The following is a 24,921-nucleotide window of genomic DNA, read 5'->3' on the forward strand; positions in this document are numbered from 1 at the left end:
CCGCACATCACGAATGTCTGGAGGCCTTTTTATGTATATGACTGCAAGAGAACAAAAGCTTTTAAAGCATTTATTATTACTGAACCGGTATGTAACCGTAACGGAGCTGGCTGAGCTGATGGAAGTGAGCACCAGAACCATTCACAGGGAGCTGAAATCAATCAAGCCGCTGATGGAGACTATGGGGCTCAAGCTCGATAAACAGCCCGGCAAAGGTTTGAAGGCGGTAGGAAATCCCGAAGATAAACAAAAGCTGCTCACCGAGCTGTCACATGAACAGCATGAATACAGCGCCGACGAACGAAAACTGCTGATACTCTGTTCGCTATTGGAGTCCCAAGAACCAGTGAAACTGTACACGCTCGCTCATGATCTGCAAGTCACCAATGCTACGGTCAGCTACGATTTAGATGAGCTGGAGAAATGGATTTCTCCGTTCGGGTTGACACTGATCCGAAAAAGAGGCTTTGGCATCCAGCTGATGGGGCCGGAGAACGCGAAACGAAAAATTGTCGGCAATCTGATTGTGAACCGCCTCGATATCCAAATGTTTTTGGAAGCGGTTGAATTAAACATTAAAGGAAAAGCCGATTCCTCCGAGAAGATGTTCGGGGTTGTCAGCAAAGGCGAGCTGTTAAAAATGGAGCGGATTTTATTCCAGCTGAAAGAAAAAATCGCATTTTCTCTATCTGACAGCTCCTATATAGCGCTTGTCGTTCATCTGACGTTTGCGATCGAACGCATTAAACTGGGCGAAACGATCAGCATGGAAGAGAGCGATCTTGGCGAACTCAAGAGTGCAAAAGAATACAGCTCCGCTCTGGAAATCGCGGGCGAGCTTGAACGTGCTTTCGGCGTGACGATCCCGGAAGCGGAGGTCGGCTATATTACGATCCACCTGCGAAGCGCCAACCGCAAATACAAAACAGAATACAGAGCGCAGGAAATAGAGCTCGAAACAGCCTTGCAAACAAAACGGCTGATCGCTTTTATTTCAGAAAAAATCAGAATGGATCTGACGAAAAACTACTCTTTATATGAAGGATTGATTGCCCATTTGGAGCCGGCCATCAGCCGCATGAAAGAAAACATCGACATCTATAATCCAATGAAGGAACAGATCAAGCGCGATTATTTTCTGCTGTATATGGCGATAGAAGAGGGCGTAGAAAAATTTTTCCCGGACATGTCCTTTTCTGATGATGAAATCGCCTTTATCGTTCTTCACTTCGGTTCAGCGCTTGAAATCAAAAAAGAAGAAGCAAAAGTGAAAGCGCTTGTTGTCTGCTCAAGCGGAATCGGTTCTTCGAAAATGCTTGCTTCGAGATTGAAGAAAGAGCTGCCTGAAATTGAATCGTTTGATATGTCATCACTGATCGAGCTGAAGGACCGCGACACTCATGCCTATGATATGATTGTGTCCACTGTGCCGATCCCTTATCAAAACATCGATTATATTATGGTCAGCCCGCTTTTAAATGAGGAAGACGCAAACCAGGTGAAGCAGTATATCAAGCGGAAAATCCCGCTCATTCTTGAGAAAAAAAGAAGCCCGAAGGAAGAAACGCGGCAAGCCGACATCCCTGACATGCTGGCAGCGGCGGAGAGCGTGGGACGATACATGGCGGTGATTCAAGACGTCTTGCGCCATTTTTCACTTACTAAAATGAAAACAAAGCCGGATCACGGCATGCTGCTGTTTGAGCTTTTTCAACAGCTGAAAAAGGATGGCCTCATCCGAGATCCGAAAAAAGCGGCGGATTGCCTTGCAGAACGCGAAAAACAAGGGGGATTGGGCATACCGGGTACAAACATGGCGCTGTATCATCTCAAAAATGATCATATCGTCCTGCCTTTTTTCAAAATGTATGACCTCAGCACATCTTTTGAAGTCAATGGCATGGACGGAAATACCCTCGATATGACAAGAATTCTCGTCATGATGGCGCCGGCCGCATTATCAGCTGAAGGATCAGAGATTTTGAGTGCGATCAGCTCTGCCATTATTGAAAGCGGAGAAAGCATGGCGGGCTTTCAGGAGGAAGGGGAACGAGAACTGTATCAGCGATTAAACCGCATCTTTTTCACATGGATGAAAGAAAAAAACATCCCGTAATCACCCATTTCACACGCCAAAAAAAGGCGTGTGTTTTTGTATGGATGCAGCACAAAATAAAAAAATGCGGGACTATTTTATCATTCTGTAATGGAATAATTCCAAAATGAAATAGTTTTACAAGTTATCTTTTTTGGGTTAAAATGGGTGAGGTAAGGAAGACAATCTAACAAATTATTGAAGATTCAAGAGAATATAGGAGATGACAATATGGAAACATTACAGCATCTGATTCTGCATGACATGCCGGATAGCGAAGATATAGAAGCTGTAAAAAGCGGAGCCCACACACTGACATATGCAGCATATCACAAACGGATCAATCAGCTGGCGAATGCTCTGCTTCAAAAAGGAATTCAAAAAGGCGACCGTGTGGCTTTGCTTTGCAAAAATGGCCACCCCGCATCAACCATTATGTTTGCCGCACTTGAAATCGGGGCCGTTGTAGTGCCCGTCAGCTGGCAGCTGAAACCATACGAGATGACAGGCATTTTAAAAGCAAGTGAACCGAAAGCATTGTTTTACGGAACGGAATTTAAAGAGATAATGGATGAAGTGCTGCCTGAGCTGTCTTCTGTGCGTTTGATCATGGAAACAGGAACAGCGTATGAGACGTCTCCAGTGTTTGAGGCGCTTTTTGCAGGCCCTGATCATTTGCCGGAAGCAGAAACGGTTTCTCCGGATGATACAGCGCTTCTGATGTTTACGTCAGGGACAACAGGAAATCCGAAAAGATGCATGATCACCCATGGCGGTATATACAATTACGTATCAAAGTCAAATAGCTCAAGCGCACGAATGAAAAATCTGCGTTTTCTTGCGTGCCACCCGATTTATCATACGAGTGCGCTTATTTGTATCATGCTTGGAACGTTTGCGGGAACCACGTTTATTTTTACAAAGGATCAAGATCCCGTTCGTATGCTGAAGGTTATTGAAGAGGAAAAAATTCAAACGATTATGGCCCTTCCTGTGTTTTACACTTATTTGCTTGAGGCGTGGGAAGAACATCAAACCGATCTGTCCTCGCTCATCATTTTAATGACAGGCGGAACAAAAGTGCCTAGCAGCCTGATTCAGCGGTATCTTGATATCGGCATCCAGCTCGCTCACGGTTACGGAAGCACAGAAGCTTGGGGAATCAGCACATGGGTTCCTGAAATGGGAATGGATAAAGCGGCCTCTGCCGGTAAACCCGTTGCTGATGTTCAAGTCAAGGTAGAAAATCCTGAGACGAGAGAAGAGCTGCCGCAAGGTGAAATCGGAGAAATCGTTGTCCACAGCCCATTCTTATTTAAAGGCTATGAGGAAAACCCTGAAGCGACAGCAAAAGTGCTGCAAAACGGCTGGTTCAGAACCGGAGATTCCGGCTACTTGGATGAGGACGGCTTTATCTTCATCACCGGACGCTACAAGGATGTCATTATTTACGGAGGCGACAATGTCTATCCTGATCAGGTGGAAGAAGTCATCCAGCAGATCCCGGGCATCCTTGAAACAGCAGTGGTCGGGATACCGGATCAGCTGTACGGAGAAAAACCAAAAGCCTTTATCGTCACTAACGGCACTCAGGAAATAACTGAAGCGGATGTCATTGCATTTTGTAAAGAACGCTTGTCCGCTTACAAAATTCCTGAAATCGAATTCGTAAAGGAACTTCCGAAAAATAATCTCGGCAAAGTGAAAAAAGACGTCTTGCGCAAGCAAGCCGTACATTCATAACAGAAAAAGCCCGTCATTTATGTGACGGGCTTTTTTGCGGTTGCACAGACTGAAAGCTCAGGTTTAATGTCTTTATATTGGATATCAATGTCTTTGAAGCCTGCCGTTTTCAGGTCAGCAAGCATCTGTTTTCCGAACGATTCAGTTTTCTCGGGACCGGCATCTGCTTCCCGGGGCTGCATCGTAATAGCTGCTTTGCCGCCGGATTTTAATGCTTGAAAAATCTGTTTGATGCCTTCTTGCTGGTCTTTCCAAATCGTGTAGTTGTTAACGGAAATGACTTTATCGTAATACGCGGCGGGGAGGGGGAACGTTTCAATGCTGCCCTGTATCAGGCGAACACGGTCTGTTTTTAATCTGTGTGCAGCCAGCTTCAGCATAGCCTCTGATACATCAATCCCATGAATATGAACGCTCTTTTCGCGTTTCAGCATCTGCTTTATGCAGTATCCCGGTCCAAAACCGACTTCTAGAATGCGGTCTCCGCGTGTTAAGCCAAGCTGATCTATTGTCCACTGATTCAGTGTTTTATTTTCAGCAGCCATGATGTATCCGGCAAGTATGCCGAACATCCCCTTCGGTCTGCTGAATTTTTTAGAAAGCATGTTAATCATTCAGCAACCTCCTTTTCACATCATTTTCCTCCTTGCGTTTCATGTGAAACATTTTTCTGATAAAGCATTCCGAAGGTGCTCATCCATGTTTACCCAGAGTATGCACGAGGTACACAACAAATAGACATGAAAAACAAAGGAGGAGAATCATCATGGCAAATTATCCGAAAGAACTGCCGGCACAAACCCAAAATCGCCAGCCGGGAATCGAAAGCGAAATGAATCCAAGTCCGGTATATGAGTACGAACATTATAAAGGTGCGGATAAATTAAAAGGAAAAGTCGCACTCATTACAGGCGGTGACAGCGGAATCGGACGTGCGGTATCTGTCGCTTACGCAAAGGAAGGCGCTGACATCGCCATTGTATACAAGGATGAGCAGGGAGATGCTGAAGATACAAAAAAACGTGTGGAACAAGAAGGCGTGAAATGTCTCTTAATCTCCGGAGATGTAGGCGAAGAGGAGTTCTGTAATGAAGCGGTTGAAAAAACAGTCAATGAACTCGGCCGTCTGGATATCCTTGTGAACAATGCCGGTGAGCAGCATCCGAAGGAAAGCATCAAAGATATTTCAAGCGAACAGCTTCATCGCACATTCAAAACAAACTTTTATTCACAATTTTATTTGACTAAAAAAGCAATTGATTATATGAAACCAGGCAGCGCGATCATCAATACGACATCCATCAACCCGTACGTAGGGAACCCGACACTGATTGATTATACAGCGACAAAAGGGGCGATCAACGCCTTTACAAGAACAATGGCGCAGGCGCTTGTCAAAGACGGCATCCGTGTAAATGCGGTAGCGCCGGGACCAATCTGGACGCCGTTAATTCCGTCTACATTCTCAGAAGATACAGTCGCTCAATTTGGGCAAAATACGCCGATGGGCCGTCCGGGTCAGCCTGTTGAGCATGTCGGCTGCTATGTGCTGTTGGCATCAGATGAATCATCCTATATGACAGGACAAACGCTGCATGTAAACGGCGGAGGCTTTGTGACGACGTAAAAGGGAGTGAGGAAATGAGCATCACGAAAGAAGAAGTAAACAGCTACTATCAAAAAGCCGGTATTGTCTTAACGGATGATGAAGTAGAACAAATTCAGCTCATGGACTACGGCTTGGGAAAAGAACGAAAAGCCGGGCTCCAGCTCTTTGTCTATGTGAATACAGACCGTTATTGTTCAAAGGAACTGGTGCTGTTTCCGGGGCAGACTTGCCCGGAGCATCGCCATCCGCCGGTTGACGGGCAGGAAGGCAAGCAGGAGACCTTCCGCTGCCGCTACGGAAAAGTGTATCTATATGTTGAAGGAGAAAACACGCAGCTTCCAAAGGTTCTTCCTCCTCAAGAGGATAAAGAATACTATACAGTCTGGCATGAGATCGAGCTTGAACCCGGCGGGCAATATACAATTCCGCCGAACACGAAGCATTGGTTCCAGGCAGGGGAGGAAGGCGCTGTCGTAACGGAAATGTCTTCGACTAGCACAGACAAACATGACATCTTTACCGACCCTAGAATTTAAGGATGAGGCTTAAAAAGCCCATCCTTTTTTTATATTGAAAAAAACGGAAATACCGTTATAATGGGTAAAAAAGGAAAGAGGGCGAGGGAGATGTTCACCTGCAGTGTAAACGAGCACATTACCATCCGGTTATTGGAGCCAAAGGATGCGGATCGGCTGGCAGCGATCATTCATGAGAACCAACAGCGAATCAGCCAATGGCTATTCTGGGCTGAAAATCCAAGTGATGCCGAAACGTACAGGGAAACCCTCATTCCCGATTGGCGGCGTCAGTATGCTGACCTGAACGGAATCGAAGCGGGGATTCTGTATGACGGCAGCTTGTGCGGCATGATTGGCCTGCATAACCTTGACCAAGTGAATAAAAAAGCGGAAATTGGCTATTGGATTGACGGGGAATACGAAGGAAAAGGCATTATCACTGCCGCCTGCCGGGCACTCATCACATATGCTTTTCAGGACCTGGAATTGAATCGGGTTGCCATCTGCGCGGCTGCCGGAAATCACAAAAGCAGAGCGATCCCGGAGCGCCTCGGCTTTCAAGAGGAAAGAACAGCAAGGGAAGGCATATTCATTAAAGGCAAGTTCCACGATCTCGTCTATTACAGTCTGTTAAAGCGTGAATGGGAAGCAGAAAAATAAAGAGCGCATTTTCTTGTTTAAATCGTTCCCGGATGTGGAAAAGTAACAGCGGAGACGTTAAAAAGGAGTGATTCGAGATGAATCAGCAAGATATTAAACAAAAAGTGCTTGATGTTCTAGATCACCATAAAGTAGGTTCGCTCGCAACGGTTCAAAAGGGCAAACCGCATTCCCGCTACATGACTTTCTTCCATGACGGGCTGACGATTTATACACCGACAAGCAAAGAAACTCATAAAGCTGAAGAAATTGAGAATAACCCTAATGTGCACATTTTATTAGGTTATGATTGTGAAGGCTTTGGCGATGCGTATGTCGAAGTCACAGGAAAAGCAAAAATAAACAATTCATCAGAATTGAAAGACAAAATCTGGAGTTCTAAATTGGAGCGCTGGTTCGACGGCAAGGATGACCCGAACCTGGTGATTCTTGAAATCGAACCGGAAGATATCAGACTAATGAATGCGGGAGAGAAAACACCAGTCTCACTCGAATTATAATAAAAGTTTGTATTTGCAGGGGCGATATGTTATCATGAATAGCTAAGCAAGAAAAATAAGCAAATAAAAAAGAAAGTAAACTTCTTTTTTCTGTTTTGAGAGAGAAGCTTTTACCGCTTCACAAGCAGCAAACCAGCTGCCCTTATTCTTTTCCTTCATAACAAATCGCCCCTAACGATGAGATGGAAAAAAGACTTTTTTGTTTTACAATTCACACCGGCGCGGCTTCGGAGCCGCAGTGACGATTGAGAGGTAGGGCTTTCGTTGTCTTGTGTTCAAGAAATTTCCATGGTGTTTACTTTCCAGAATGATTCTTCGGAACAATGCTACATGAATCGAACCCGCCCGAATCGGCGGATCATATAATCTTTATTTGCGTATAGAAAAGAATAAGACAAACCGCTCGGCGTAAGCCGGCGGTTTTTTATTGTGAAAAAAACAAATCACACATGAAACTTCTGGTTGTTTCCTTCAGTCTTATCACTAGGATGAAACTGGAGGAAAGAATACCGTGCATGTCATTACAACACAAGTCGTTTTTATTTTCTGTTTTTTGTTATTGATTCACTCAATAGAGACCCTTGCCTATGCCACAAGGCTTTCAGGGGCCCGGGTAGGGTTTATCGCGTCCGCGCTTTCCTTGTTTAATGTCATGGTAATCGTGTCAAGAAAGTCAAATATGGTGCAGCAGCCCTTCACAGGGCGCTTAATTGACGATGCCGGAAAAAACGCGCTGGCGCTCGTGGGCGAGCAGTTCCGGTTCTTGATCTTTGGCTCGACGGTTGGGACTATTGTGGGCATTATCCTGCTCCCGTCGTTTGTCGCCCTGTTTTCACGTGCGATCATTCACTTGGCGGGCGGGGGCGGCTCCGTTTTACAAGTCTTTCGTAAAGGATTTTCTAAGAATGGATTTAAAAATGCCTGCTCCTATTTGCGTCTGCCGTCTGCTTCGTATTTGAAGGGATTTCACATGCGCTTGATTCCAAAACGGCTGTTTGTCATCAACATGCTGATCACGTCCATTTATACAATTGGCGTGCTCTCCGCATTGTACGCAGGGCTGCTAGCACCCGAGCGAAGCACGACGGCGGTTATGGCCTCAGGCTTAATCAACGGGATTGCGACGATGCTGCTGGCCATTTTTGTTGATCCGAAAGTGTCTGTTCTTGCCGATGATGTGGCAAAAGGAAAACGAAGCTATATTTATTTGAAATGGACCTCTGTGACAATGGTGACGTCAAGGGTGGCGGGCACACTTCTTGCCCAGCTTATGTTTATCCCTGGTGCATATTATATCGCGTGGCTGACAAAATGGTTTTAATAGCGAAAAGCTGACCCTGTAAAAGGTCAGCTTTTTATTTATTCGGCGATGTTGCCCATAGAGATGGCAATTCGGTTCCAGCTGTTAATCTGATTAATGATGAGGATTAAATCAACATATTCTTTTTCATTATAAAATTCACGCACCTCTTGATAAACATCATCAGGCACACGCTTGTTAGAAATAAAAGTGACATGCTCCGTCAGCAATAATGCTGCTTTTTCTTCAGGTGTATAAAAACTGCACTCTTCCCAAGCGTTTAATCCGTAAATGCGCTGTTCGGTTTCTCCCATTTTTCGGGCATCCTTCGTATGAATGTTAATGCAGTAGGCGCAGCCGTTTAATTGTGATGCTCTTATTTTCATTAGCTCTCTTGTTGTCCGGTTAATACCGGATGTTTTCGTGTATGCCTCCATATTCATCATGATATGTAATCCATCAGGTGCTAGTTGGTCGTAGGGAATCCTCTTCGTCATCATTCCATCTCCTTTCACTACTGTATATTTTTTCATGATGATTGGGTTAAAAAAGAAAACAGCCTGAAGCAGATCCAAGCTGTTTTTCTTAACAGTGCGGCGCACAACATGCCGCTTTATCGTTTATTTAAAGTTTCTTAATCCGCGGTCGTACAAAAAGTTTCCGAATGGGACGAATGCGGCGACGAAACCGGCGGCTGACCATTTCAGCGACCATTTCACAGAGAATGTCACATAGGCCAACACAAGCAAATACAAAATAAACAATCCGCCGTGAACAGAACCGACAATTGTTACCGCAAGCGAAAGGCCTGCCCAATATTTGAGCGGCATGGCGACGAAAAGCAGGATTAAGAGTGACATTCCTTCAATAAAACCCATCGTGCGAAGTCTTCCGATCGGCGTTTGCAGCATAAATCGCCCTCCTTGTGGACACGTTTTCATCTATACTATAAACAATCCTACGGGCATATATGACAAGATTCAGAAAATGTTCGGAAAACATTCATATTTGGCTTACTCATCATCCAGCTCTTTGTTTTTTAGAAAAGATCTTCGGAGACTTAAAAAGTTGATGATAAAATAAAAGAAGAAAAACAGAATTGCGAATGTCAATGCGTCCAGCCACTCATGAAGAGTATGTGGACAGCCTGTAAACAGTATACTAATAATAAAAAACATTACACCTGTTGTAAGGCTCGCTGCCAATATTTCTTTTCTTTTTTTTCGGTAGGTCACTTCAGTCGCAATCTCAGGGTGCTCAAGACCTGATAGTAAATAGCGAATGAGGATATATCCTGCGAAAACAGCAAATCCCACACCGCTTACCATGTACTCCATAGGATCTCGTTGAAGAACAAAACCTCTAATAATGAGATCTATCAGCATTAAGGCAGCAAGTATAAATCCTGCTTCCCCATAAAACTGTTTCATTTTCTTTTCGACATATTCATCTTTAAAAACAAAAAATAAATGCTTCATTGGCAGTCCCCTTCCCAAAATAATTCATCCAGTGTCTTATCCAGCGCCTTCGCAATCGCGATGCATAGCTGCAGCGTTGGATTGTACCTGCCTTTTTCAATCAATCCGATAGTTTGCCTGGTCACTTGAACATATTGTGCCAATTGAGATTGGGTCCACCCCTTTTCCACCCGTGCGAGTTTTACGCGATTCGTCATGTTTGCACCTCTATGTAATTTATATATTGCATAATGTTAAATATATATTACTTTTCATCTGTTCGAAAGTCAATGAAATCTAAATCTTTACCTTGTCATTTACACAAATTCCCGAGATAATGTGAACAAAAATAAAAGAAGGATTTTGATATGAAACTTGACCAAATTGATTTGAATATCATTGCGGAATTGAAAAAAGACAGCCGTTTGTCCATGAGAGAGTTAGGAAGGAAAATTAAGCTGTCCCCGCCATCGGTCACCGAACGGGTGAGACAGCTGGAATCGTTTGGCATCATTAAACAATATACGCTGGAGGTTGATCAGAAAAAAATTGGCCTTCCAGTTTCCTGTATTGTCGAAGCAACCGTCAAAAACGGGGATTACGATCGATTCAAAAGCTACATTCAAACGTTGCCGAATATTGAATTTTGCTATCGGATTGCAGGAGCGGCCTGCTATATACTGAAAATCAACGCGGAGAGCCTTGAAGCAGTAGAAGCTTTCATCAACAAAACAACGCCTTACGCCCAAACCGTCACTCACGTCATTTTCTCAGAAATTGACACGAAAAACGGGCGCGGTTAGAGAGTGATTGTTCAAGTCTGTTATAATAAAAGGATGAGCGTGAAAGAAAGAGAAGTGATCAAGCATGTCAAAAACAGTTGTATTAGCTGAAAAACCTTCAGTCGGCCGCGATTTGGCCCGGGTGCTGAAGTGCCATAAAAAAGGGAACGGTTATCTCGAAGGAGATCAATATATTGTCACATGGGCTTTAGGCCATTTGGTGACACTTGCTGATCCGGAAGGCTACGGAAAAGAATTTCAATCATGGCGGCTTGAGGATCTGCCGATTATCCCCGAACCGCTAAAGCTTGTTGTTATCAAAAAAACCGGAAAGCAGTTCAATGCAGTGAAAGCGCAGCTTACCCGCAAAGATGTCAATCAGATCGTCATCGCCACTGATGCCGGCCGGGAAGGTGAGCTCGTCGCACGCTGGATCATTGAAAAAGCGAACGTCCGCAAACCGATCAAGCGGCTGTGGATTTCATCTGTGACGGATAAAGCAATCAAGGAAGGTTTTCAAAAGCTGCGCAGCGGCAAAGAGTATGAAAATCTGTACCACTCAGCCGTTGCCAGAGCAGAAGCGGATTGGATTGTCGGCATTAACGCGACCCGTGCGCTCACCACAAAATTCAATGCCCAGCTTTCATGCGGACGTGTGCAGACGCCGACGCTAGCCATGATTGCCAAGCGCGAGGCGGACATCCAAGCCTTTAAGCCTGTTCCGTATTACGGCATTCGCGCAGCAGTCGATGGAATGACGCTGACGTGGCAGGACAAAAAATCGAAGCAGACGAGAACATTCGATCAAGGCGTGACAAGCCGTTTGTTAAAAGAACTTGATGGAAAACAGGCGGTGGTCGCTGAACTGAAAAAAACAGCGAAAAAAAGCTTTGCTCCTGCGCTTTACGACTTGACGGAACTCCAGCGGGACGCCCACAAACGTTTCGGATTTTCCGCAAAAGAAACGCTCTCAGTTCTGCAGAAGCTGTATGAGCAGCACAAGCTTGTCACATATCCGCGGACAGACTCACGGTTTTTATCCAGTGACATTGTCCCAACCTTAAAAGACCGGCTTGAGGGCATGGAAGTGAAACCGTATGCCCAATATGTCACTCAAATTAAAAAGCGCGGCATCAAATCGCACAAAGGCTACGTCAATGATGCTAAGGTGTCAGACCACCATGCGATTATCCCGACTGAAGAGCCGCTTGTTCTCAGCAGTCTCAGCGATAAAGAACGCAAGCTGTATGACCTGATTGCCAAACGTTTCTTAGCTGTGCTGATGCCGGCTTTCGAATATGAAGAAACAAAGGTCATGGCAGAAATCGGCGGAGAAACCTTTACGGCGAAGGGAAAAACCGTACAGTCACAAGGCTGGAAAGCTGTTTATGATATGGCTGACGAGGATGACGAGCAGGAGGACGACAGAGATCAGACGCTGCCGGCTCTGCAAAAAGGCGTCTCGCTCACTGTCCGCACATTAACTGAAACAAGCGGCCAAACCAAACCGCCGGCCCGTTTTAATGAAGGGACGCTGCTGTCAGCTATGGAGAACCCAAGCGCCTTTATGCAGGGAGAAGAAAAAGACCTTGTGAAAACGCTCGGCGAAACAGGCGGTCTCGGCACGGTTGCAACGCGTGCCGATATTATCGAAAAACTGTTTAACAGCTTTTTAATTGAGAAAAAAGACAAAGACATTTTTATCACCTCAAAAGGAAAACAGCTCCTGCAGCTCGTTCCAGAGGATTTGAAATCACCTGCCTTAACGGCAGAGTGGGAACAAAAGCTGTCCGCCATTGCGGCCGGAAAATTAAAATCCGCTGTCTTTATTAAAGACATGAAGGCTTATGCTAAGCAAACAGTAACAGAAATCAAAAACAGCAGCCAAACCTTCAGACATGATAACATCACGGGAACGGCATGTCCGGAGTGCGGCAAAATGATGCTGAAGGTAAACGGCAAGCGCGGCACCATGCTCGTGTGCCAGGACCGGGAATGCGGAAGCAGAAAAACGATCGCCAGAAAAACAAACGCGCGCTGCCCGAACTGCCATAAAAGAATGGAGCTTCGCGGCCAAGGAGAAGGCCAGACCTTCGCGTGCGTTTGCGGGCACCGTGAGAAGCTTTCTGTATTTGAAAAACGGAAAAACAAAGACAAAGGGCGCGCTACAAAGCGGGACGTCTCTTCTTATATGAAAAAACAAAATAAGGACGAACCGATTAACAATGCGCTGGCGGAACAGCTGAAGAAACTCGGTTTGGATCAATAAAAAGAAACCTGTGCGATTCGCACAGGTTTTTTATTGGACTTAGGTCCTGTTTTTTGAAAGTTCAAAAAGGGGAAAAAAAGCTAGCAATCTTCGTTTTTTTCTTCTATAGTTAATATAATTTGTAACATGGCAGTAATAATTTCGTCATATATTGGTGCGTCTGATTCGCTTCGGACGACAAAGGGGGACTTGCCTGTGCGGCATGTGTTGGTCGCTGCTATCTTATTTTGCTTATCTATCGGACTTTCCGCAGGGTGTGCTGAAGCTGGGAATAAAACCCTATATCAGTCTGAGGCAGACATGAATACCCGCCCGCTTCAGCCGGCGGAGTATTTCATCTATCACAATCTTATGAATGAACAAGGGCTTATCAAAACAGATTTCTCAGATCAGCCCTCCTATTTATCAGAATCGATTGGCCTGTGGATGGAGTTTTTGGTCAGCAGACAAGACGCCTCGCATTTTCAGGAGCAATATCAGCATCTGTCGGATTCTTTTCTACTGAATCATCAGTTGGTGACATGGAAGATACAAAACGGTCAAGCGAGCGGGACAAACGCGCTCATTGATGATATGAGAATCATGGTGTCTCTCGATCAGGCAGCTGCTCTTTGGGGGAGCAGCCAATATGAAAAAACAGCCCGTGAGATCGGCACGGCTTTAAAGACATACAACATGTACAACGGGATGTTTACAGACTTTTACGATTCAGCCTCTCATGCAGCTTCAAAGGACGTGACGCTTTCGTATGTCATGCCCGATGCACTAGCTGTTTTGAAAAAGTATGGAATCATAGACGAAGAAACAGAACAGCGAAATGCCGATGTTCTCTATCTAGCCCCTTTAAAGAATGGTTTCCTGCCAAAGACGTACAGCGCAGAGTCGAAGCAGTACAAATATGACAGTGAAGTAAACGTCATCGACCAGCTGTACGCCGCATGGCATTTGCCGGAAAGGAATGAAACAGCCGCTGTGATAGCAGAGTGGGTCAAAAAGGAATTTCAGGCAAACGGAAAGCTGTACGGACGATATTCGGCAGATACGAAGGAGCCTGCCGTCCAATATGAGTCGCCGTCCGTATACGCATTAGCTGCTTTATTTTTAACAAAACAGCATGAAGACAGCTCGGTCATCAAAGCGATTTATGATAGAATGAATGACTTTGAAATTCTTGATCCGGCGAAACCGTATTATGGGGGTTACATGAGCGGCTCCGACACGCACTCGTTCGACAATCTGCTGCCGCTGTTAGCCGAAAGGAAGCTTTTTAATGAAACGATCATTCAATGAATCACAAAAATTATATGCTTATCTTTCAGGGCTCATCGCAGCCCTGTCTCTGTTTATTTTTTATGTGTCCGCCGAGCAGTCGGAGGGCTTTCTGATCATTTGCATCACATTTGTCGTGATCGGGGCCGGCATTTGGTTCGGTCCGATTTACGCGCTGGCGGTCACCTTAATCGTTCTCTTTGTTCTCGGCACGCTTATGATGTTTTTTCAGACTGGACAGGCTGTGATGTTTTCGGCTGAAGACGGGCTGCGCATGCTTATCGTATGGGGAATTGCGCTTTTGCTGTTTTCCTTTATATCAGGAAGAATCCATGATATCGCAGCAGAGCTGCGCCGTTCAGTCAAACGTCTTCAATCTGAAATCAAAAGCTTCGTGGCTGTCGATAGAGTGACGGGCTTTGATAATAAGCAAAGAATGAAACTGGAACTGTCAGAGGAAATCAAACGGGCGGAGCGCTACGGCAATTCCTTTGTCTTTTTGCTGCTTCATATGCATTATTTCAAGGAATTTAAGTCTCTGTACGGGGAGAAAGAGACCGACCTTCTCTTTCAATTCGTCAGCCGGCAAATCAGGTCAAGCGTCCGGGAAACGGATAAAAAATTCCGCCCCTCTGACGAGCGCTTCGGCATTGTGCTGACACACACGCCGGCTGAACATATGCCGGCCGTCCTGACAAAGCTGAAAAAACAGCTGGACACGTATCAGCTGACAAACGGAAAGTATGTGTCGCTTACGTTCCATGTCTGTTATTTACCTTATCGAAGAGATATAAGGACGGCTGATCAATTTTTAGAAGAACTGGAAAACGAGATGATGATGAATGAACTTTAAAAGAATAACGCTACTCTGCGTGTCCGTTCTGATGCTGACAGCTATTGCTTCTATGCCTATTTCTGCCCAAGCGAAGGGGGAGGATTCCGGCATTCTCATCATCTATTCAACCTTGGACGGCAAAGAGTCGCCTCAAGTCAAAATGCTCGATTTATTGGCCGGCCATTTTGCAACTCATGTCACGGTCAGAAAAGATTCGGATGTTACAGCATCTGATGTGAAAGGCAAAGAACATGTCATCTATTACGGGCAAACGAAAAGAAAGCTCAGCAAAAAACTGGCGTCGCTTATCAGCGGCGTAAAAAAACCTGTCGTCGCCATCGGCTATAACGCCGGACAAATCAGCCAATTTTCCGGTCTTTCCTTAACCCGCAAAGAACATGTCTATCAGATTCACAGCAGCACGGAAAAAAACGATGTCTCCTTAGAGAGCGGGCTTAACGTGCTGAGCGTATCAGGCCTGAAAGGAAAGGGGCTGTATACCTTTAAATCTGATGACGGCAAAACGAGTCCGTTTATATGGAAAACGGATAAATCAAATGTGTACATCGGCTTAACCAATCTGTTAAATGACAATCTGATTGTGGCGAAAGAGCTTCGAGAAGCATTTGGAGAGGAGGCCGGAACCGCGCTTTTATATTTGCGGCTGGAGGATATCAGCCCGATGTCTGATGAAACATTGCTGCTTCAAGCTGGTACATATCTGTACAAGAGACATGTGCCTTTTATTATGTCAGTCATTCCGGTGTATCTGAATCCGGAAACAGGCGATAAAGTGTATTTGTCTGATAAACCGAAGATGGTGAAGGTATTGAAAAAACTGCAAAGCATGGGCGGCAGTATCATTGTTCACGGCTACACACACGCCTATCGCCACAGTGAAACCGGAGAGGGCTTCGAATTTTGGGATGCCAAGGCGGACCAGCCGATCACTTCCGAAAATGCCGATGACACTCCGTCCATTTTGGAAAAGGAACAGGCTTTTCCGAACGAACAGGCCTACAAGAGCTATTTGAAGCCGTTTCAGGAAAAGGAAGAAACATATATAAGGCAAAAGCTGACGCACGCCATTGAGGATTTAACCTCGGCAGGGCTTTATCCGCTGGCATTTGAAGCCCCGCACTATACGATGTCTGAGTACGGCTATCAAATGGCTTCACAGTATTTCTCAAGCATTTTCGGGCAGGTGCAGCTCAGCGATACAACATGGAAAACTTCCGGCGCATCCCCTTTTTTGACCAAACCAGCTATGCTGCATGGGATGACGCTGTATCCGGAAACAATCGGTTTTGTCGATACATCAAAGCAAAACCCGCTCGGCGATATGGAGGAACACATTTCTCAAATGATTGATTTTGAAGGCGGAGTGGCCGGAGGGTTTTATCACCCGTATCTTGGGATGAAATATTTGCCGGAGCTCGTTGACCAGATGGAACGCATTCCGGACAGTGAATGGCTTGATTTGAAGAAAACGCAGCAAACCGTCAAAACGGACAAAGTGGAAATCCATACAAGCGGTGACGGAACGGTTCACGTAAAAAACAATGTAAGTGCCATTGGCGAGTTTTTCGACCACCATCGGCAAACCCCGCTGGAAAAGGCGTTATGGATTCTCTCCGCCGTTGTGCTCTTGTTTGTCGTGATGTTTGTCAGCTATACGTTTTACTTGAGAGCCACATTGAAAAAACGAATGTTTAAGGAGAGAAGAAGCCTTGGGTAATACGCTGTTCTTTATCTCGCTAAGTTTAATATGGGTGATGCTTCTCTATCGCATGTTTCTCATGCAAGGCGGGTTCCGCCACTACATGACCTTCGAGCGGAACATTCCGAAGTGGAGAGAAAATATGAAGGAATTGCCGAAGGTCAGTGTGCTCATCCCGGCCCATAATGAAGAAGTTGTCATTCGGCAGACGCTGAAGGCAATGGTGAATCTTTATTATCCGAAGGACCGGCTGGAGGTTATTGTGGTAAACGATAATTCTTCAGACCGGACGGGTGATATCGTCAATGAATTTTCCGAGAAATACGATTTTATCAAAATGGTGATCACAAAACCGCCTAACGCCGGAAAAGGAAAATCCTCGGCGCTCAACTCCGGTTTTGCTGAATCGAACGGCGATGTCATTTGTGTATATGACGCCGACAACACGCCTGAAAAAATGGCCGTGTATTATCTTGTTCTCGGTCTGATGAATGACGAGAAGGCAGGCGCAGTGGTAGGGAAATTCCGCGTCATCAATGCGGCAAAAACGCTGCTGACGAAGTTTATCAATATTGAAACGATCTGTTTTCAGTGGATGGCCCAGGGAGGCAGATGGAAGTGGTTCAAAATCGCTACCATTCCCGGAACCAATTTCGCGATCCGCAGAAGCATTATTGAAAAGCTCGGGGGCTGGGATGATAAAGCGCTGGCTGAAGATACCGAGCTGACCATCCGGGTGTATAACCTCGGCTATCACATCCGCTTTTTCCCGGCAGCTATTACTTGGGAGCAGGAGCCGGAAACGTGGAAGGTGTGGTGGCGCCAGCGGACGAGATGGGCGCGCGGCAACCAATATGTCGTCCTGAAGTTTTTGGCGCAGTTTTTCAAACTGAAACGAAAACGGATTATCTTTGACTTGTTTTACTTTTTCTTTACGTATTTCCTGTTTTTCTTTGGCGTCATCATGTCAAACACGATATTTGTGGTCAATCTGTTTTATGATTTGCATTTGTCGGTCGGGTTTTTGGCTATGATCCTTTGGATTTTGGCGTTTTTCTTATTTATGACGGAGGTCATGATTACGTTAAGCATCGAAAAAACAGAAATGAACAGGCAAAACTTCTTTATCGTATTTCTTATGTACTTTACGTACTCGCAGGCATGGATTGTGCTCGTGATCTATTCTTTATTCGTAGAAATCAAGCACCGTTTATTCAAGCAAGAGGTCAAATGGTACAAAACAGAACGATACAATCAACATAAAAGCGGGTGACCTTTTTGAAACAACTACTTATTTTTCTTACAAGCTTTTTGCTCCTGGCAATGACCGGACAAGCGGCCTTCGCCCAAGAGATGCAGGTCGATGGCTCGCTTCTGGGCAAAAGCAGCCGTGAACAAGCCAAACAGCAGGTGCTGACAAACGATCTTATGACATTGTACGGATCAAAAGACAGCGCGGAACTGACATATCAGATTCCGGCAGGCGCCTCTTCCGGCAGCCAGCAATTGGTGATTGAATATGAGGCATCAGATCTTTTAATTTCTCCTTCATCGTTAACGGCTGTAATTGACAATGAACCGGTAAAAACGTTAAAGCTAAACGGCGATCCAAAACGGAAAACACTGAAGCTGAACTTGAACAAAAGCCAGTCCGCCCCAGGCTATCACAGCGTATCACTGAAATTTTACGGCGTCTTGAAAGAGGGCGTCTGCGTCAGACAGGATACGTCCGGCAACTGGATCAAAATTTATCCGGACAGCCGCCTGACAATGGCGGACAGCAGCAAAGCGAAGGGAATGTCACTTGAACATTACCCATACCCATTTGCCCAATCGGGAAATACAGCGGAAGAGACGGCTATTGTCATTCCGGATAACCCGAGTTCGGCAGAAATTGAAGCGGCTGTCAAAACAGAAGGTTACCTGAAAACTGCCGACAGCAGTGTCAGCATTTCATTTGTGAAGGAATCTGAAGTGAAGCAAATCGACAAGCCGACCATTTTCATCGGAGTGGATAAGCATTGGAACGGCAAGGTGAAGAAGCTGATCAAACAAGCTGGCTTACAGGCAAAAGGAGAAAAACTTCAGCTTGCGGAGCGCGTGCTGAAAGCACAGGGCAAGCAGCAGCCGGTTCTGTTTGCACAAGCGGCATCTGATGATGTGCTCTCAGAAAAAATCAGCGTCATCACCGATCAGACTTACACCGGCCAGCTAAGCGGGGAAACACTTTCAATTGGCAAGCTTCAGAAGGCTGAAAAGCAGGAAAGCAATAAGCTGACCCTTGAGAAATTCGGGGCAGAAGATATGACAATCGGAGCTGACAAAACATCTTCAGCACATTATTTTTATCCGGCTTCTGCGGTGATAGATCAAAACCAATCAGCCAAGCTGTCGCTTAAACTAAAGAAATCGGAAACGATTCAAGCAGCCGCGGCAGAAAGCGGTTCAGCCTCTCAAGCAGCAGAGCTGAAGGTCCTCATCAACGGTCAGCCGCACTCAGTCCGCCTTGATGAATTAGGAAAAGAAGATAAAAACGGATACTATCATGTCACGCTGAAAGTAGACCCTGAGCTGCTGCAGAAAAACCGCTACATTGATATACAGTTTATCACCACGGGCTTAAAGGAAAACAACCCTTGCAACACAACGGACGAAGAGAAATGGGTCTTCATTGATAAAAGCAGCACATTGTCTTACACGATCAAAGGCACATCTCCGTCAGCCGATTTTCAAGAATGGCCGCTTCCATACGCCGGAAATCAGAAACAGGCAACACTGATTGTGCTACCTGACAGCGTGAGCAAATCCATGCTTAAGGAGCTTTCTCTCGTTACTGATTCCTTTGGAAGCGAAGCCCAGCAATCTTTCACAGTAAGGAAAGCATCTGAAGTTAAAGCGGAGGACGCAAAAGGCCGGAACTTAATTTTCATCGGCGGCATCAGCCAGTTCTCTCTTTTGAAAGAGAAATCTTCTGATCTGCTCGTGCCTCAAGCGAAAAATGGCTCGTTTGACGTGTCGGGCTTTGAAATGCTGAACGAGACGACGAAACAAGTGGCATTTACCCAAGCGTCTTTATGGGATTCACATTATACGATGGCTGTTTTTGCGCCGCTGAAAGGAAATGGCGCGGCCGTCACAAAAGAAATCATCAGCTTTTTGAACAGCAATGATGACACGGCGACCGTCATCAATGAAACAAACAGCCAGCAGGTGTTTACAAACCACCAGCAGCTCAAATCGGAAACAAGCAGTTCTGAAACAGAAAAAACAGCACAAGATCATGGGCAAAAACTGCTGTATATCGGCATGCTGGCTCTCATGATGGTAATTGCGGCAGCCTTCATTTGGATAACCGTTAGACAAAGAAAGAGAAAGACAGACAGAGAATAAGACAGAGGCTGATTTCAGCCTCTGTTTTTTGTTTTTGGTTTAAGTTTTCCATATGTGGAACCTGTCATTTTATTTTTTTCTCCCGGCCAATAAGCCTCTTTACAACATACGTAAACGGGAGTATGATCTCTTTTAGAAAACAAATCGCTTAATCTGTAAACAGAGCGGGGGACCCATTTTGGCGGCATTTTGCCGCTTGGGGTGAATCCTTTTTAGGTAGGGCAAACTCTCATATGCCCGAATCCGTCAGCTAACCTCGTAAGCGTTCATGAGAGGAGATGAATGAAACCTGTGTTCGATGTTAAGGCACAGGGGCATCCGTTTGCCTCTGTGTTTTTTGCTGTTCAATTTTCAGGATGTAAATCGCATACAGAGACATCATAGCAGAAAGGACTATTACAAAATGTGAGAGCAGATGCGGATGTTTTATTGTTTTCATGAAAAATGAAATTAAAAGGGGAAGACATCGATGTATCATTCAATCAAACGTTTTTTGATTGGGAAACCGTTAAAATCACAAGCAGCAGGAGAACAAAAACTGACGAAATTAAAGGCGCTTGCCATGCTTTCCTCAGATGCTTTATCATCTGTCGCTTACGGAACGGAACAAATTCTTATCATATTGGCGGCGGTAAGCGCTGCGGCATTTTGGTATTCCATTCCGATAGCGGTCGGCGTACTCATTTTGCTGCTCGCGCTGATTCTCTCATACAGGCAAATTATTTACGCTTATCCGCAGGGCGGCGGGGCGTATGTTGTATCAAAAGAAAACCTCGGCGAAAAGCCCGGGCTGATTGCAGGCGGTTCATTGCTTGTCGATTATATATTAACTGTAGCAGTAAGTATTTCCGCAGGGACGGACGCCATCACGTCGGCGTTCCCGGCACTGCATGATTATCATATACCCATTGCTGTTTTACTTGTTTTAGTGATTATGATTTTAAATCTGCGGGGGCTGTCAGAATCAGCATCGATTCTTGCCTACCCGGTCTACCTTTTTGTGGCGGCGCTTTTCATCCTGATTGCCGTCGGTCTTTTTAAGCTTATGACAGGACAAATTGATCAGCCTGTCCATCATACACCGATCGGCACACCGGTAGCCGGCATTACGCTGTTTTTGCTGCTTAAGGCTTTTTCATCCGGCTGCTCCGCGCTCACCGGAGTTGAAGCGATCTCCAACGCGATTCCAGCCTTCAAAAACCCGCCTGCGCGAAACGCGGCGAGAACGTTGGCTATGATGGGGATCTTGCTTGCGGTTCTGTTTGCCGGCATTACGGTACTTGCGTACGGTTACGGGGCGGCTCCGAAACCGAATGAAACGGTCATTTCACAAATCGCGTCGGATACCTTCGGAAGAAATGTGTTTTACTATGTCATTCAGGGTGTGACATCGTTAATTTTGGTCCTTGCGGCGAATACGGGCTTTTCAGCCTTCCCGCAGCTTGCCTTCAACTTGGCGAGAGACCAATACATGCCGCGCATGTTTACAGTAAGAGGCGACCGCTTAGGCTTCTCAAACGGGATTATCTTTTTAGGCGTTGCCTCAATTGTGCTGATTCTGTTATTTGGAGGGCAGACGGAGCACCTAATCCCGCTGTACGCGGTCGGTGTGTTTATTCCATTTACCCTTTCACAAACAGGGATGTGCATCAAATGGATCAAACAAAAACCAAAAGGCTGGATTGGAAAAATGCTGATCAACGCCTGCGGCGCATTGATATCGTTTATGGTTCTGTCCATCCTGTTTGTCACGAAGTTTAATGTCGTATGGCCTGTTTTAATCTTTATGCCTATCGTCGTTTTTTTGTTTTTTGCGATTAAAAATCACTATACGGCTGTCGGTGAACAGCTTCGCATCGTAAACAAACAGCCGGAAGAAATCAAAGGTACGGTCGTGATTGTGCCTGTAGCCGGCGTCACAACCGTCGTGCAAAAATCTATTCAATATGCGAAATCACTGTCAGATCAGGTCATTGCCGTTCACGTGTCGTTTGACAGAGAACAGGAAAAGAAAGTGGAAAAACGCTGGGAAGAGCTGAATAATGGAGTGCGTCTCGTCACGCTTCACTCTTCGTACAGAAGCCTGGTCCATCCGTTTGATAAGTTTTTGGAAACTGTTGAAGCAAAAGCGAAGAAGAAACAGTTTTCTGTCATGGTGCTGTTCCCGCAATTCATCACAAAAAAACGCTGGCACACCATTCTCCACAACCAGTCAGCCTTCCTGCTCAGAGTCCGGCTGTTCTGGAAGAAGGACATAATCGTTGCCACATTGCCGTATCATTTTAAAAAGTAAGCAGCTAAGACCAAGGGACATCTCCTTGGTCTTTTTTAATAAAGGGGAAATGGGCGATGTATACGGAAGGGGCATTTGTCATAGTGACAAACACAAAACGGCAGATTCTGCTGGTCAAACGAAAAGACGTTCCTTTATGGGATTTGCCGGGCGGACGGGTTGAATCAGGAGAGACCCCGGAGGCAGCGGCGGTCCGGGAGGTAATGGAAGAAACGGGATATCTGATAGAGCTTTCCGGGAAATTGGGTGTCTATCAAAGACCTAAGTTTCAAGACGAACAGCATGTGTATGCAGGGAACATAACAGGCGGACAAGCGATAGAAAACGGCATGGAAACGGCCGGGCTAAAGTGGTTTTCGCCGGAGCGATTGCCGCTTTTGATGGTGCCAAACCGGAAAATGCAAATCAGAGATTTTCTAAACGGCGCTGCGGGCATTCGGATTACCGTCAAGGACAACAGCTTTTTGGCGGCCTTAGACCTGTTCAGAAGGAAATACAGCAAGCGATAGTTGCCTCCGGGTTTTAAACGGCTCCCCCTGTGGTATTGAAAAAAGGAAAAAGGAGGATACGGCATGGCACACAAAACAGCAGGACAAGGAATGACAGAACTGCTTGAACAATGGGGAGTTGATCATGTTTACGGCATCCCCGGAGACAGCATTAACGAATTTATTGAGGAACTGAGACACGACAGAAATCAATTGGAATTCATCCAAACCCGCCATGAAGAGGTGGCAGCGCTGGCAGCCGCGGCTGAGGCAAAACTCACCGGCAAGATCGGTGTCTGCCTGTCAATTGCAGGGCCGGGTGCGGTGCACTTATTGAACGGTTTATACGATGCAAAAGCGGACGGCGCTCCTGTGCTTGCGATTGCAGGTCAGGTTTCTTCAGGCGAAGTCGGACGGGACTACTTTCAGGAAATTAAGCTTGAGCAAATGTTTGAAGACGTGGCAGTGTTCAACAGGGAGGTACATAGTGCGGAATCACTGCCGGATCTGTTGAATCAGGCGATCCGCACCGCCTACAGCAAAAAAGGCGTTGCGGTATTAAGCGTGTCAGATGACTTGTTTGCGGAGAAAATCAAACGGGAACCCGTTTACACATCACCGGTATATATTGAAGGAAATCTTGAACCGAAGAAAGAACAGCTTGTGACATGCGCGCAATACATTAACAATGCGAAGAAGCCGATCATTTTGGCGGGACAGGGAATGAAAAAGGCGAAGCGGGAGCTGCTGGAATTTGCGGATAAAGCAGCGGCGCCGATCGTCGTCACGCTCCCCGCAAAAGGCGTTGTTCCCGATAGGCACCCGCACTTTCTCGGTAACCTTGGGCAGATTGGGACAAAGCCGGCCTATGAGGCAATGGAAGAATGCGATTTGTTAATTATGCTCGGCACCTCGTTCCCGTATCGTGATTACTTGCCGGAAGACACACCGGCAATCCAGCTTGATTCAGACCCGGCGAAAATCGGCAAACGCTATCCGGTAACAGCGGGGCTTGTCTGTGACTCGGCTCTCGGTCTGCGCGAATTGACGGAGTATATTGAACGGAAGGAAGACCGACGATTCCTGAATGCCTGCACTGAACATATGCAGCATTGGTGGAACGAAATTGAAAAAGATGAAACTGAGGCGGCAACACCTCTAAAACCTCAGCAGGTCATCGCGCGTCTTCAGGAGGCAGCAGCCGAAGATGCGGTGCTGTCTGTAGATGTCGGCACTGTCACCGTCTGGATGGCGCGGCATTTCAAAATGAACGCGAACCAGGATTTCATCGTTTCCAGCTGGCTTGCGACAATGGGCTGCGGCCTGCCGGGAGCTATAGCGGCGAGCTTATCTGAACCGGAGCGCCAAGCCATCGCAGTCTGCGGTGACGGGGGCTTTTCCATGGTCATGCAGGATCTCCCGACCGCAGTCAAATATAAGCTCCCGATTACTGTTGTCATTTTAAACAATGAAAATCTCGGCATGATTGAATATGAACAGCAGGTCAAAGGGAACATCGACTATGTCACAAAACTTCAGAATGTCGACTATGCCGCATTTGCAGAAAGCTGCGGAGCAAAAGGCATCAAGGTGACGAGAGCGGAAGAACTTGCACCGGCTTTCCATGAGGCGCTTCACTCCAATCAGCCGGTCGTTGTCGACGTCATGATCGGAAACGAACCGCCGCTGCCCGGCAAAATCACCTACGGACAGGCAAAAGGCTTCAGCAAATATATGCTGAAAAACTTCTTCGAAAACCAAAAAATTGAAATGCCGTCATTGAAGAAAAGCTTAAAACGTTTATTCTAAAAAAACAGGGGCCCGTGAAGGCTCCTGTTTTTTGATTTTACGGGGTTGAGTCATAAAATCGGTTGTTTGAACCTTTAAAATGACCCGTTGGGATCAGCAGGAATGATCTATGCAGCCTGTCATGATTTTCGCCGTGCCCAAAACAGACACAAGGACAAATGCATCTTCTTTCAAAGCAGAAAGA

General features: G+C 45.9%; 22 protein-coding genes and 1 riboswitch. Of the genes, 17 read left to right on the forward strand and 5 right to left on the reverse strand.

All coding sequences use genetic code 11. The annotated features are described in order from the left end of the window. The first annotated feature begins 31 nt into the window (after positions 1 to 31). Entirely contained in the window at positions 32 to 2,116 is a 2,085-nt protein-coding gene (locus tag AU387_RS01345; RefSeq protein WP_059291938.1) for a BglG family transcription antiterminator, read from the forward strand. Positions 2,117 to 2,326: 210 nt separating this feature from the next. Continuing rightward, positions 2,327 to 3,838: a class I adenylate-forming enzyme family protein gene (locus tag AU387_RS01350; RefSeq protein WP_044161813.1), complete on the forward strand. Its 1,512-nt coding sequence runs from the start codon at positions 2,327 to 2,329 to the stop codon at positions 3,836 to 3,838. A 17-nt stretch (positions 3,839 to 3,855) separates the two neighbouring features. Here AU387_RS01350 and AU387_RS01355 read toward each other — a convergent pair whose 3' ends face one another. After that, positions 3,856 to 4,452, reverse strand: coding sequence for a class I SAM-dependent methyltransferase (locus AU387_RS01355; protein ID WP_059334508.1), 597 nt, complete (start codon positions 4,450 to 4,452; stop codon positions 3,856 to 3,858). A gap of 152 nt (positions 4,453 to 4,604) precedes the next feature. Here AU387_RS01355 and AU387_RS01360 point away from each other — a divergent pair, with 152 nt between their 5' ends. The 5 genes from AU387_RS01360 to amj all read left to right on the forward strand — a co-directional run bounded on the left by AU387_RS01360 (position 4,605) and on the right by amj (position 8,446). Next, positions 4,605 to 5,465 (forward strand): SDR family oxidoreductase, encoded by an 861-nt coding sequence (locus AU387_RS01360; RefSeq protein WP_044161809.1) that lies wholly within the window; start codon positions 4,605 to 4,607, stop codon positions 5,463 to 5,465. 14 nt (positions 5,466 to 5,479) lie between these two features. Beyond that, positions 5,480 to 5,983 (forward strand): D-lyxose ketol-isomerase, encoded by a 504-nt coding sequence (gene lyxE / locus AU387_RS01365; RefSeq protein ID WP_044161808.1) that lies wholly within the window; start codon positions 5,480 to 5,482, stop codon positions 5,981 to 5,983. 90 nt (positions 5,984 to 6,073) lie between these two features. Next, positions 6,074 to 6,625 carry a GNAT family N-acetyltransferase gene (locus tag AU387_RS01370; protein ID WP_059334509.1) on the forward strand — a complete coding sequence of 184 codons (552 nt, stop codon included), beginning with the start codon at positions 6,074 to 6,076 and terminating at the stop codon, positions 6,623 to 6,625. A gap of 77 nt (positions 6,626 to 6,702) precedes the next feature. Continuing rightward, complete coding sequence (locus tag AU387_RS01375) at positions 6,703 to 7,125, forward strand: pyridoxamine 5'-phosphate oxidase family protein (protein ID WP_024120258.1); 423 nt, start codon at positions 6,703 to 6,705, stop codon at positions 7,123 to 7,125. 511 nt (positions 7,126 to 7,636) lie between these two features. Beyond that, on the forward strand, positions 7,637 to 8,446 hold the full coding sequence (amj, locus tag AU387_RS01380; RefSeq protein ID WP_059334510.1) for a lipid II flippase Amj: 810 nt from the start codon (positions 7,637 to 7,639) through the stop codon (positions 8,444 to 8,446). Positions 8,447 to 8,484: 38 nt separating this feature from the next. Here amj and AU387_RS01385 read toward each other — a convergent pair whose 3' ends face one another. The 4 genes from AU387_RS01385 to AU387_RS01400 form a co-directional block, all read right to left on the reverse strand. Further along, positions 8,485 to 8,922, reverse strand: a complete 438-nt coding sequence (locus AU387_RS01385) for a carboxymuconolactone decarboxylase family protein (protein WP_059334643.1) — start codon at positions 8,920 to 8,922, stop codon at positions 8,485 to 8,487. Between the two features lie 123 nt (positions 8,923 to 9,045). Next, a complete protein-coding gene (locus AU387_RS01390; protein WP_010333070.1) occupies positions 9,046 to 9,336 on the reverse strand; it encodes a DUF3817 domain-containing protein in 291 nt (96 codons plus the stop codon). A 102-nt stretch (positions 9,337 to 9,438) separates the two neighbouring features. Continuing rightward, positions 9,439 to 9,903: a DUF6773 family protein gene (locus tag AU387_RS01395; protein WP_044161801.1), complete on the reverse strand. Its 465-nt coding sequence runs from the start codon at positions 9,901 to 9,903 to the stop codon at positions 9,439 to 9,441. Beyond that, entirely contained in the window at positions 9,900 to 10,100 is a 201-nt protein-coding gene (locus tag AU387_RS01400; RefSeq protein ID WP_044161799.1) for a helix-turn-helix transcriptional regulator, read from the reverse strand. The genes AU387_RS01395 and AU387_RS01400 overlap by 4 nt, the downstream gene beginning before the upstream one ends. Positions 10,101 to 10,250: 150 nt before the next feature. On the opposite strand from AU387_RS01400, the gene lrpC reads away from it, so the two are divergent. The 10 genes from lrpC to AU387_RS01450 all read left to right on the forward strand — a co-directional run bounded on the left by lrpC (position 10,251) and on the right by AU387_RS01450 (position 24,737). Then, complete coding sequence (gene lrpC / locus AU387_RS01405; protein ID WP_044161797.1) at positions 10,251 to 10,685, forward strand: transcriptional regulator LrpC; 435 nt, start codon at positions 10,251 to 10,253, stop codon at positions 10,683 to 10,685. A 64-nt stretch (positions 10,686 to 10,749) separates the two neighbouring features. Beyond that, positions 10,750 to 12,933, forward strand: a complete 2,184-nt coding sequence (locus AU387_RS01410; RefSeq protein WP_059334511.1) for a DNA topoisomerase III — start codon at positions 10,750 to 10,752, stop codon at positions 12,931 to 12,933. Positions 12,934 to 13,128: 195 nt separating this feature from the next. Beyond that, positions 13,129 to 14,223, forward strand: a complete 1,095-nt coding sequence (locus tag AU387_RS01415; RefSeq protein WP_059334512.1) for a lipoprotein YdaJ — start codon at positions 13,129 to 13,131, stop codon at positions 14,221 to 14,223. Then, a complete protein-coding gene (locus AU387_RS01420) occupies positions 14,204 to 15,055 on the forward strand; it encodes a diguanylate cyclase domain-containing protein (protein ID WP_059291930.1) in 852 nt (283 codons plus the stop codon). The genes AU387_RS01415 and AU387_RS01420 overlap by 20 nt, the downstream gene beginning before the upstream one ends. After that, positions 15,045 to 16,775: a DUF2334 domain-containing protein gene (locus AU387_RS01425; RefSeq protein ID WP_059334513.1), complete on the forward strand. Its 1,731-nt coding sequence runs from the start codon at positions 15,045 to 15,047 to the stop codon at positions 16,773 to 16,775. Before AU387_RS01420 ends, AU387_RS01425 begins: the two co-directional genes overlap by 11 nt. After that, complete coding sequence (locus AU387_RS01430) at positions 16,768 to 18,030, forward strand: glycosyltransferase family 2 protein (protein WP_059334514.1); 1,263 nt, start codon at positions 16,768 to 16,770, stop codon at positions 18,028 to 18,030. The genes AU387_RS01425 and AU387_RS01430 overlap by 8 nt, the downstream gene beginning before the upstream one ends. A gap of 5 nt (positions 18,031 to 18,035) precedes the next feature. Next, the gene (locus AU387_RS01435) at positions 18,036 to 20,147 is read left to right on the forward strand and encodes a cellulose biosynthesis cyclic di-GMP-binding regulatory protein BcsB (protein ID WP_059334515.1); all 2,112 of its coding nucleotides are present in this window, start codon (positions 18,036 to 18,038) and stop codon (positions 20,145 to 20,147) included. Positions 20,148 to 20,282: 135 nt separating this feature from the next. Next, positions 20,283 to 20,427, forward strand: a riboswitch (cyclic di-AMP (ydaO/yuaA leader). Between the two features lie 189 nt (positions 20,428 to 20,616). After that, complete coding sequence (gene kimA / locus AU387_RS01440; RefSeq protein WP_059334516.1) at positions 20,617 to 22,440, forward strand: potassium transporter KimA; 1,824 nt, start codon at positions 20,617 to 20,619, stop codon at positions 22,438 to 22,440. Between the two features lie 56 nt (positions 22,441 to 22,496). Further along, the gene (locus AU387_RS01445) at positions 22,497 to 22,949 is read left to right on the forward strand and encodes an NUDIX hydrolase (protein ID WP_044161780.1); all 453 of its coding nucleotides are present in this window, start codon (positions 22,497 to 22,499) and stop codon (positions 22,947 to 22,949) included. A 63-nt stretch (positions 22,950 to 23,012) separates the two neighbouring features. After that, positions 23,013 to 24,737 (forward strand): pyruvate oxidase, encoded by a 1,725-nt coding sequence (locus AU387_RS01450; protein WP_059334517.1) that lies wholly within the window; start codon positions 23,013 to 23,015, stop codon positions 24,735 to 24,737. Positions 24,738 to 24,921: the final 184 nt, after the last annotated feature.

Source organism: Bacillus halotolerans, assembly GCF_001517105.1.
Taxonomy (GTDB): Bacteria; Bacillota; Bacilli; order Bacillales; family Bacillaceae; genus Bacillus; species Bacillus halotolerans.